The following is an 11,294-nucleotide window of genomic DNA, read 5'->3' on the forward strand; positions in this document are numbered from 1 at the left end:
TAATTACCTTTAGTATTCTGTTTTAAGATTCTTATTTAATATTCCTTTTTCCAAAACATTAAATCTAAACCAAGATAGGATATTCCTATTTTGGTTCTTAGATTTGACTAAAAGAGCACATAATAGTCCTGCCGCTGCAACTGCCCCATTATCGTTATATAATGTATTTTCAAGATCTTTCCTATTACAACTCTGCCATCCGTCATTATAGATATAAAAATCTTCCTTCTCTACTGTCCATGGAAAAGAGGTTTTTAATTTATCCCACCTACATTTATCGTAATGAATAAACCATCCATAATCCTGAAATTTACCATATGGCACAGTAATAACAACTTTCCCGCCGGGCTTAGTGATTCGGTATATTTCCCGAAGTGCACGTATATCTCCACGTTTTTCCTCCTCACCGGCAAAACCTGTATATATCGTATTATCTTTTCCAATATGCTCTATTGTAGAAATACAAAAAATTAAATCAAAAAAATTATCTGCAAATTTTGTTTTTCTGATGTCTCCAACATGAGGAATAATTCCGTCAACTTTTTTATCAGTAATATCCAGTCCATGAAGTTCAGGAATTTTTAAATTTAGTAATTCGATTAAGTACCTTTCCTCAGCATGCGCAAATCCAATGTCTAATACCTTTTGTTCGTTGTGGTACTGGCTCATTGTCCAAGGAATCTCAATGCACCTTTCGGAATCACCAGCACCATAATGAGCAAAAGGCAACTGATCTGCACCAGTAGATTTCTCTTTGCAAAATTTCATACTATCTCAATATCTGTTTTTTGTTTTATACAATCTCTCTACAAATATTAATAATTCTAACTCATTCAAAATAGCAAAATTCAACTTCTGGATCCATATTGCAGATGCGAGAGTATAATGGCACCATTATCAGGTAAAAAAATTCAAATGTTGTATATCATACATACTGAATAGACATCTGATTATAAATATGACTGAACTTCAGATTTGAGTTAATCCTTGATTCATATCAACAACTCTCCAATAAACCGGTATATATATCATATATTAAAATTTAATATTCTTTATTAATAAAGGGCCATATAATATTTAAAGTATCTTTAGAGGAAATACTTATGGATTCACATGTCTACATCCTCTTGAGTTTCCATTGAGAAAGTTATCCGCCGATATAATCAATTGGATCTTCTATCCAATCGGGTTGCAATTCATCCACAGGCATGTATGTTGAACATTTTTTACACGAATCAGGAATATTCTTATCAGAATCCCAGAATTCTTTACACTTTTTTGAATTAAATAATGATTCCAGAGAACGATCAATTACCGATCCAAGCAACAAATCCTTAGCTGAACTATCTGAACAAACACACAAAGAAACATCACCATTAACACAGATTTTTATTGAGATAAGTGGTCTGAAACATGGATTGGTTATTTTGGGCATTTTCTTCCATTCTGCATCATCAGATAATATGGGTAATTCCTGATCAAGTAATGATCCCCATGTTGTATATACTGTCATATATTGAAAAGGAATTTTTTTTGAAAAATTTTTATTAATCCAAGAATCTATTTCATCTGAAGTTCTGTTTTTTAACAATCTGAATCCAAAGACAATATTCTCAGTAGGAGATAAATCTACAATTCTGCGAATTGAAGAAATACACCTTTCATAAGTATTACATTGCGTAATTTTTGAATATTCATCTGAATCTAATCCATATATCGAGACATAAACCCTTTTTAATTTTTTTAATATATAATACAAATCCTCATCTTCCCATTTCTCTGAACCAATTCCATTTGTGGTTACAGATAAACCAGTTATCTGAGGCATTTTTTCTATAATTTTTATCCTTTCTAATAACAAATTATCCAAAAATACTTCCCCAGGGGAAGGAGTCAAGGATATCATCCCCCCGCCAATATTTGCATAATCTAAGGTAACTTTCTGAAATATGGACAAAGGCATAACAGTTTTTTTTGATGTTTGATATTGATATGCGCAGAATATGCAATTATGATTGCAATAATTTATTGTTTCGATATGTATCATCAGGGGTCTTGACATCACTTCATTACGTAAGGCATTTCGATAGAACTTATATAATAAAGAATTATTCTTTTTTTTATAATAACATTTTATTTTGCATTGATCGTTTAGATTACCGGAAATTGATTTAAATACATCCATATTAATCACTTATTACACTAAAAGCTGGTTTTATATTGAATACACCACCATATAAAATAGAATTATTATTAACAATTACTTTTAATATTACCATGTCATGGGCCATAAATAAATAGTCTTCATATAACCCTTTTCCTATTGGTTTATCTGCAATTCCAAGTGAAAAAGAATAATCTCCAGGACATAACGGGACATTCATTTTAAATTGGACATGCAGAATAGTATTTGGATCATAGCATGAAGACCTCCATCCCAACCACCACGAACTGGTATCAAAAATTACTTGCCCAAATTTATTTCTAATTGTAAAACCGATGTGAGGTTCTTTCAGAACTCTACTTGATTTAAACTTTACATCCAAAATGAGATCTTCTTCACTAACAATTGAATCAATTACTTCTCCACCTTTAGAAAGCAATTTCATGCTTAGAATTTCAATAGATGAGTCCTTAAGATCAGAATGGTTTTGCCATCCACTTTTAGCAGTACTTTCTATTTTCAATTCTTCTTTATTTCCTTTATGAGATTTCTTTAAAAGAACATTCTGATAATAATCAACTACTTCCTTGGTAAAACCTCCAATTACAAAATTTCCATGATCCAGCATAATCGCCGAATCGCATAAAATCTTCACTGCATTCATGTCATGCGAAACAAAAATAATTGAACCACCCCTATCCTTGAACGCCTGGATGGCTCTCATGCACTTCTGCTGAAAATATGCGTCACCGACTGACAAAGCCTCATCAACCAGAAAACAGGCGGGTTCCGCATGAATTGCTATTGAAAAGCCAAGACGCATAAGCATTCCGGAGGAATACGTCTTAATAGGGTCGTTTATGGCATCGCCGAGTTCGGTAAATTCTATTATATCACTCTTCTTTTCGTCAAGTTCGGTTTTGCCCATTCCAAGCATTGTTCCGTTCATGTATATGTTTTCAACACCTGAAAGTTCCGGGTTAAAACCTGTTCCAAGCTCCAGAAGCCCCGTAACCTTTCCGGTAACAGTAACTTTTCCCTCATCCGGAATTACGACTCCCTGAAGAATCTTCAAAAGCGTGGATTTACCTGCACCGTTTTCACCCACAATTCCAAGCGTTTCACCGTCCGCAACAGAGAAGGATATGTGGGACAAAGCCTGAAGCTCCTTGTGGTACTTCTTTCGAAGTACAATTTCTTTGAGCCTGTCAGCAGGAGAACGGTAGATTTTGTATTCCTTGCTTACATTTTCAACGGTTATCATTTAAAACCCACCTCACATGAAATCCCTTATATCCTTCTCAAGCTTTTTGAAAATCCAGAACGAAACAAAAAGCATGAAAATACTCAGAAGCAGAACGTACGCAAGAAACGTGAAACCCGGGACTTCATTGTACACGAATATCGACTGGTAGCCGTTTACAATAGCGGTCATCGGGTTCCACACTATAACAGACTTTGCAAAATCAGGAAGGATGTCAAAGACATAGACGATTGGTGTAAACCAGAACCAGAACAGTAAAACCACCTGAATAGCCTCGCGGAGGTCTTTCAGGAAAACCATGAAATTTGCCAGAAAGAACCCGAGGGAATAAGCAAAAAGTACCTGAATTAAATATATCAGCGGTACAAATATTAAAAGCCACGAAAACTGATATCCCGCATATATGAGGAATATGAAATAAAACAGCATGGTCCCTGCAAATATTACAGTCTCTGATACGACAATATACAACGGGAAATATTTCAGGTCTGTGTTAAGCTTCGTCAAAATATGACGGTTGTCAGGAAAAACAGTCGCAATTCTTGCGAACATGCTTGAAAAAGCGGTCCAGGGAAGAATACCTGCACAGATATATATGCCGTAGCTGAAGACATCAGACGAACCGGGAAGTTTTGCACCCATAATCCCGGAGAAAATAAACGTATAAACTATAATATTTGCAAGAGGAAAAATAAAATTCCAGGCAAATCCCAAAAGAGAGCCTGAATATCTCTCCGTAAGGTCCCTTTTTGCAAAATCCATTACCAGACTATAATTCAATCAGAAGCATCCCCTTACCAGCGCAAAACCATAATAATATTCATTAAACTTCATTCCGGAAATTTTACCATAATGCAATTAACCGATCTTATTAAATTTCTCACACGGAAAATAATAATTATCGGTTGAAAACCTCTGAAGCAACATTTTTTATTCCTTCTTCAAACTTATCCAGGGAAAATATCCCGGCCCTTTCAACACATTTATCATGGTATTTTCCAGGTGAATATGATATTTTTTTTACAGCATTAACAACTGATTCTGCATCAGCTCCAACCAGGTAACCCGTCTCCCCGTCAACAACGGTTTCCTTAAACCCGCCTTCATTAACCGCAACAACCGCCTTGCCTGATGCCATCGCCTCAACAGGAGTCATCCCGAAGTCCTCATCAACGGCCGTTGCAACAAACCCTCTGCACCGCGAGTACAAATCCAGTATCTTATCTTCAGGTACTTCTCCGATAATCTTCACGTTTGAAGGCAGATTTTTTGATATTTTTCCTGCGTATCCTGCCGCCTGGTCACCTTTTGCATAGCCTCCGGCAATTACAAGATTTTCATCAGGCAATCTTCTGAAAGCTTCAATCTGAAGTTCAATTCTTTTTTCAGGGTACAGCCTGTTCACGGAAAGCCAGAAGTCTCCATATTCCCTGCACTGAAATCTGGACGTATCTACAGGAGGATATATGACAACAGAATCACGGTTGTAGTATTTTCTTATCCTTTCCCTGACATTCTCCGAATTTGCCGCAATCCTTTCAATATACTTCAAAGACCGCCTGTCAAAAAAGCGGCCGAAAAAAACCCACAGCTTAAAGGCCTGTCTTCTCAGAAAAGGCTGTTTTTTACAGTATTCAGAGTACAAATCATAAAAAGCCCTCACAGGAGTATGGCAGTACCATAAATTAGGACGATGCCTTTTTGAGGCAAAATGCGCCCAGTTGCCGCTGAATATAAAAAAATCATAATCCTTTGAAAAATCGCAGAGAGAAAATTTCAGTGCCGCAGACATCTGCTTTAAAAGGGGAAAATGGATGGTCCTTCCAAGACTTATACATGAAATGTTATTCCCCATTAGTTCAACGGCGTCCGTATCGGTTGTTATAATGTCGGCATCAAGAACCTTTGCCATTTCTATAACAACCTTCTCCCCGCCTCCGACAGCACCGAAATAGTCATGAAAAATGGCAGTTTTCAAAAGAGAACACCTGAAAAAATTAGTCCTTCTTCCACCACTTCTCTGAAAACTTCTTTTGGATTATTTCATCACCCTCTCCGGGCGCCTCGAGCCCCGCACTCCTCATGTCAGAGTCAACCATTATCTTCACAAGGTCCTTAAAGTTCACCTTCGGCTTCCACCCCAGAACCTTCTCCGACTTTGAAGGGTCTGCCCTTAAAGCATCAACCTCGGTTGGCCTGAAATATTTCGGGTCGATTCTTACATGGACGTCTCTGTCAAGGTCTGCATATGAAAAGGCTTCGTCAAGGAATTCGTTTATGGAATGAGTCTCGCCTGTCCCGATTACAAAATCATCAGGTCTGTCAGCCTGAAGAATCATCCACATAGCCTCGACATATTCAGGCGAAAATCCCCAGTCGCGTTTTGCCTCGAGATTTCCAAGGTAAAGGTACTTCTCTTTCTTTGCAAGTATCGAAGCGATTCCGCGGGTAATCTTTCTTGTGACAAAAGTCTCACCGCGGCGCGGGGACTCGTGGTTGAAGAGAATACCGTTCGATGCAAACATGTTGTAGCCCTCGCGGTAGTTTTTGACCATCCAGTAGGAATAGACTTTGGCGCATGCATAAGGGCTTCTCGGGACAAAAGCCGTGTTTTCATCCTGCGGGGGCTTAGCACCGCCGAACATCTCGCTTGAAGACGCCTGGTAAAACCTTACCTTACACCTGCTCCTCCTTATAGCTTCAAGAATCCTTGTCGTCCCAAGTCCTGTAACGTTTCCCGTATATTCAGGTATGTCAAAACTTACCCTGACATGGCTCTGGGCCCCGAGATGGTAGATCTCATCGGGCTTTACATTGTATATGATACCACTTATCTGCTCACAGTCAGACAAATCGCCATAATGAAGGTAGAGTTTTGCATCAGACTCATGCGGGTCGACATATATATGATCAATTCTTGATGTGTTAAATGTCGATGACCGCCTTATCAGGCCGTGCACCTCATAACCCTTGTGCAGGAGAAGTTCTGCCAGGTAAGATCCGTCCTGGCCCGTGATTCCGGTAATAAATGCTTTTTTCTGTTCTGCCATTTTTTCAGGTCTCCTTTAAATTTTTATATCATACTGCTGGATGAAATCATTTTTATTACATATTTTATTCAGGCTGATAATTCATTAAATATTCATCACTTTACGCAGATATTCTTTTATCCCAGTATTCATACACCGACCTTAAGCTGTCTTCAAATGAAACCTTAGGCTTCCACCCGGTTTCATCATGGATCTTTCTAAAATCACCTACAATCCTTGGATTGTCTATGGGGCGGATCTGCGAGCTTTCCTGGCGGACGTCAACATCTGTTCCGTACATCTCTGAAAGAATATTTATGATGTCCAGAATGGACCTCCCGACACCGCTGCATATATTGTAGACCCCTCCTCTTTTTCCTTTTTCAAGAAGAAGACAGTATGCCGAAACAACATCATGGACATCTACAAAGTCGCGTATTATAGAGCCGTTTCCGATATGAAGAATTGGCTCCTGTAGACCTTTTTTTATCATCGCAAACTGTTTTGCAATCGAGCTTACGACAAATTTGTCCCTCTGGCCCGGGCCGCAGTGGTTAAAAGAGCGTGTACAGCAGATATCCAGGCCATACCCCCGTGCATAGATTCCTGCAAGAAGCTCCTGCGAGACCCTTGCTACGGCATACGGGTTTTCCGGGCTTTGTTTTCTTGTTTCCGAAAGGGGAAGATCATTTTCCGAAACAATTCCATACTGCTCGGATGAGCCTACAGAAAGGACTCTTGCACCGTTGTCAATACGTCTTACCGTGTCGATTACATTCAGGAAAATATTGGTATTGTTCATGAAAGAGTCTACAGGAGTCTTCCAGCTCTCCGCAACGGAACTCTGTGCTGCAAGATGGAGAATATAGTCCGGCTCCGTGTCCTCAATAATAGACTTAACACGCGGCAGATCATTAAGGTCGGCCTCATAGTGTTTAAGGCAGTCAGGCTCAAAGCCGACAAAGTCCCATGAAGGCATATGACGGCTTATCCCGATTATTTCAAGATTTTTCCCTGCGGATTTAAGATAATCCACAAAATGTCCGCCGACAAAGCCGCTTATTCCTGTAATAAGTATTCTTTTCATAAATTTCCCCTTGACAGGCAGATTAAAAATCCGGAGTATTTCAGCTTTACAAAGCTTATACTGTTTTTTATTTAACTACACAAATAGCTTTTTCTAAGGCAAACTTTTACATTATATCTTCAGATAAAATCATGCAAAACTATCCTCTTAAAATATATTTATTTCTCTGAACTTTTACCTTCATAAACGCAAATCAGCCTCTCAGAAATCTTCTCCCACCCATAGTCGCACGCATAAGAGAAAGTCTCACCCTTTACCTCAGGTTCCTTCTTACTGCAAAGAGCCTTTATGACTGCATCACCAAGCGATCCGGGAGACAGTTCTGCAACGTAACCGTTTACACCTTCGCACACAAGTTCACGTGCGGCGTTCGAAGGGTGATTCACTGTAACAACGAAAAGACCGCAGGCCATAGCCTCGCAGACGGTTATCCCGAAACCCTCCCTTACAGAAGGAAGAACAAAAACCTTTGAAGCCTTCATCGCTGAAATCACACCTCTTTCATCAGTAAAAAATCCCGAAAAAGAAACTGTGCCAAAAAGTCCCAGTTCCTGCGAAAGTTTCTCAAGATTTAGTTTTTCCGGGCCGTCCCCGACAATAAGAGCCTTTACGCACGGAAACTTTTCACGGACAAAGACCAGTGAACGGAGAAGAAGGTCTACATTTTTTTCGGCGATAAGCCGTCCTGCAAATATCAGGTCGGATGAATATTCATACGAAGGAGGAGTATTTTTTATTTTATCAACGTTAATCCCGTTCGGAATTACATGAACACCTTTTATGCCTGACTTTTCAAGACCCTCTGCCGTAAGATGCGATACAGCAACTCTCCCGTCACCCAAAAAGGCTGTCATACGCTCTATAAACTTTCCGAACACCCCAAAAAGTCCAAGGTACCTGTACCAGTATTCTCCCCAGAACTCATGCCACGTTACAACAAGGCGGCACCGGTTTATTTTTGATACAAAAAACGATGAAAAAACTGAAAAATACGGAAACGCCTGGCAGTCGATTACTGATACCTTCTCCCTTAAAAGAGGAACAAAAAGAAAACAGGCAAAATAAAAAGCCTCAAATATCGAACGTCTTCCCTTTACGTACAAATCTTTTTTTCTGCATACACCGTGGTATATTATTCCGTCCTTTTTTACGACGTTTGGGCCGTCCCAGTACTTCATCCCGAATATATGGACCTCATGGCCTTTTTCTGCCATCCAAAGCGAAAGCTCATATATCCTTTTTTCAGCCCCTCCCTTGACGTAAGGGTACACCGCATCGTAGACAAACGCAATCTTCATCGGTTTTTTCCGGGATTTATCTTGATATTACATCAGCTTTAATATTCTGAGTCATCCAAAGCCGGATACAACTATTTACATATATTATTAATAATATTCTTACTCTATAGAAAATCAGGCGGACTCATGAAAATATACCTTGATGTTTGTTCCCTTTGCAGACTCTTTGATGATCAAACTTCGTATAGAATCAGAATGGAGACTGAAGCCGTAATTGTAATTCTCAGCAGGTGCATGACAGACTGGAAATTAATAGGAAGTGAAGTTATAGAATACGAAATTGAACAAATGCCAGATGAAGAAAGAATTGAGGCAATAAAAAATTTGCTGAGTTTCTCAGATGAAAAAGTATTAATCACAACTGAAATAATCTCCCGCGCCCGCGTATTTCACAAATTAGGCATTGATTCTTTTGATGCCCTGCATCTTGCATCTGCTGAAAGTACCGGTGCAGTATTCCTGACAACGGATGATTTACTTATCAAACACATTAATAAAGATGAAGGAAACATTCATATTAAAGTCAGTAATCCACTAAGTTGGCTTATGGAGGAAACACATGGAAACTAAAACTCTGAATGAAATCAGGATCCTTGGATTTGAAGTATTAGTAAAAAATCTTGGACCTGCAGATGCAGTAAGATTTATTCAGAGTTATTCGCACGGCAGCGGAGATTACACTAAAAACCGTAAACAATGGCTTGAAACAGATTTCGATAGAATTGTTGAAGGAATAACAGAGAAAAGAGAAAAAAATTAATTGAGAATTTCTATAAACTCCTCCTCAAACACAGATAGTTTATTTTGTCAGATCGAACACTAACTCTTTAGTAAATTCACCAATTTTGAGATTAAAAGCGAATCTAAATATATTGCCGATCCGGAATATAGCCGAGAATGGCATTGTCTCTCTGATCCCTAACCTGAAAGGGCAGATTTTAATGACAGAACCTCAATCAGACAAATTTTAATAAAAGTGAGATCGTCTATCTGGACAAGGGAACAACTGGAAGCTGAATGAAAAGTATATAATGTTACCATGAAACAGATAACTTGAAGTCATCATAGAAGTACCACTGAGAAACTTCGTAATAAGGGAATAAGCAGGAAGAGATACAAAATGGAAAGGCCATTTGTTGTGATTAAAACAGTTCTCAAGTTAAGGTACAGTTTAAAGTAACAGAACTGAAAAATAGTCAGGATTCTGAAAGAATAAATCAAAAAGAACAGACATTCTTACCCCTTATACTGCCGGTAATCTTTCAGAAAGCTGTAAAAATTGCTCAATAATTAAAGGCTGATTAGTTCCCGCAAATTATTCAGGATAGAATAGCGCATAATCTTCATAACATAAGATCATGCTATATAAAATAATATATACCGGCAATAAGTCTGGCCTCTCCTATTATAGTCCGCTGACAAAATATATATGAAGGCAGAAAAAGCATGGAGTTTTTGGTAGTAGTAAACAGCATAGTAGTCCTGTTTATACTTATGGGAGTTGGGTATGTCTCTTTCAAGACGAAAATTGTCGACAGGAGCGGTGCAAAGGGGCTCTCGTCGTTTCTTGTAAACATAACTCTCCCGTGCCTTGTAATAACATCAATGCAGATCCCGATAAACGAGGAAATATTTGACAAAACAATGGAAATTCTGCTTATAGCAGGGATTTATTATTTGATCTCATTCGCATTCGCCTTTGTAGTTCCCAGACTCCTTGTAAAAAGCGACCTGGAAAGGGGGGTATACAGCTTTATGCTCGTTTTTTCAAACCTCGGGTTTATGGGCATACCGGTCTCGGTTGCAATGTTCGGGCAGGGTGCCGCGTTTTATGCATCACTTTTTATGCTGCCGTTCGGGCTTTTAGTCTTTTCAATTGGTATCCTCATGCTAAGACCTGATATGGGCCACTACTTCGACATAAAACTCTTCATCAACCCCGGAATTATTTCATCGCTTTTGGGACTTCTCCTCTTCTTTGCAGGCTGGACAATACCCGAGCCGTTCTACGACGTCGTGGAAACGCTCGGAAACCTGACGACACCGCTTGCAATGGTCGTCGTCGGGGCCCTTCTTGCGACAATGCCGTTTAAGGAGATGTTTTCCGACTATCACATATACGTAATGTCAGCATTCCGCCTTATTGGAATTCCCCTTGCACTCTTCGCAGTGCTTGCACCATTCGTAAGCGACCCTATGATTCTCGGAATACCTGTAATACTTGCTGCGATGCCTGTTGCGGCAAACGGTGTCCTGCTTGCAGAAGAATATAACGTAGACTCAAACGCCGCCTCAAAAGGCGTATTCATATCAACACTCCTGTGCGTCGCAACAATTCCCCTGATAGGACTGTTCCTTCTGTAAAAAATAAAAAAAAGAACCTGTGCAAAAAACAGGATAAACATAAACCTGAACAAAAATACAAATTTTTTTCAAATTATTAAAAAAAATA

11 protein-coding genes are annotated in these 11,294 nt (G+C 39.0%); 3 read left to right on the forward strand and 8 right to left on the reverse strand.

Annotation, left to right across the window (positions count from 1 at the left end):
• Positions 1–9: 9 nt before the first annotated feature.
• The 8 genes from J2128_RS11850 to J2128_RS11885 form a co-directional block, all read right to left on the reverse strand.
• A complete protein-coding gene (locus J2128_RS11850) occupies positions 10–729 on the reverse strand; it encodes a class I SAM-dependent methyltransferase (protein WP_209691635.1) in 720 nt (239 codons plus the stop codon).
• Between the two features lie 418 nt (positions 730–1,147).
• Positions 1,148–2,062 carry a radical SAM/SPASM domain-containing protein gene (locus J2128_RS11855; RefSeq protein WP_209691636.1) on the reverse strand — a complete coding sequence of 305 codons (915 nt, stop codon included), beginning with the start codon at positions 2,060–2,062 and terminating at the stop codon, positions 1,148–1,150.
• A 124-nt stretch (positions 2,063–2,186) separates the two neighbouring features.
• Positions 2,187–3,428 carry an ABC transporter ATP-binding protein gene (locus J2128_RS11860; protein ID WP_209691637.1) on the reverse strand — a complete coding sequence of 414 codons (1,242 nt, stop codon included), beginning with the start codon at positions 3,426–3,428 and terminating at the stop codon, positions 2,187–2,189.
• 12 nt (positions 3,429–3,440) lie between these two features.
• Positions 3,441–4,208 (reverse strand): ABC transporter permease, encoded by a 768-nt coding sequence (locus tag J2128_RS11865; protein WP_209691638.1) that lies wholly within the window; start codon positions 4,206–4,208, stop codon positions 3,441–3,443.
• A gap of 118 nt (positions 4,209–4,326) precedes the next feature.
• Complete coding sequence (locus tag J2128_RS11870) at positions 4,327–5,406, reverse strand: glycosyltransferase (protein ID WP_209691639.1); 1,080 nt, start codon at positions 5,404–5,406, stop codon at positions 4,327–4,329.
• A 19-nt stretch (positions 5,407–5,425) separates the two neighbouring features.
• Complete coding sequence (gene gmd, locus J2128_RS11875; RefSeq protein ID WP_209691640.1) at positions 5,426–6,478, reverse strand: GDP-mannose 4,6-dehydratase; 1,053 nt, start codon at positions 6,476–6,478, stop codon at positions 5,426–5,428.
• A 100-nt stretch (positions 6,479–6,578) separates the two neighbouring features.
• Complete coding sequence (locus J2128_RS11880) at positions 6,579–7,544, reverse strand: GDP-mannose 4,6-dehydratase (protein WP_209691641.1); 966 nt, start codon at positions 7,542–7,544, stop codon at positions 6,579–6,581.
• Positions 7,545–7,702: 158 nt separating this feature from the next.
• Positions 7,703–8,842, reverse strand: coding sequence for a glycosyltransferase (locus J2128_RS11885; protein WP_209691642.1), 1,140 nt, complete (start codon positions 8,840–8,842; stop codon positions 7,703–7,705).
• 126 nt (positions 8,843–8,968) lie between these two features.
• Between J2128_RS11885 and J2128_RS11890 the strand changes: the two genes are divergently transcribed.
• The 3 genes from J2128_RS11890 (at position 8,969) to J2128_RS11900 (ending at position 11,206) form a co-directional block, all read left to right on the forward strand.
• Entirely contained in the window at positions 8,969–9,412 is a 444-nt protein-coding gene (locus tag J2128_RS11890; RefSeq protein WP_209691643.1) for a PIN domain-containing protein, read from the forward strand.
• Positions 9,402–9,602, forward strand: a complete 201-nt coding sequence (locus J2128_RS11895) for a hypothetical protein (RefSeq protein WP_209691644.1) — start codon at positions 9,402–9,404, stop codon at positions 9,600–9,602. The genes J2128_RS11890 and J2128_RS11895 overlap by 11 nt, the downstream gene beginning before the upstream one ends.
• 686 nt (positions 9,603–10,288) lie before the next feature.
• Positions 10,289–11,206 (forward strand): AEC family transporter, encoded by a 918-nt coding sequence (locus J2128_RS11900; protein ID WP_209691645.1) that lies wholly within the window; start codon positions 10,289–10,291, stop codon positions 11,204–11,206.
• Positions 11,207–11,294: the final 88 nt, after the last annotated feature.

Source organism: Methanomicrobium sp. W14 (assembly GCF_017875315.1).
GTDB lineage: Archaea > Halobacteriota > Methanomicrobia > Methanomicrobiales > Methanomicrobiaceae > Methanomicrobium.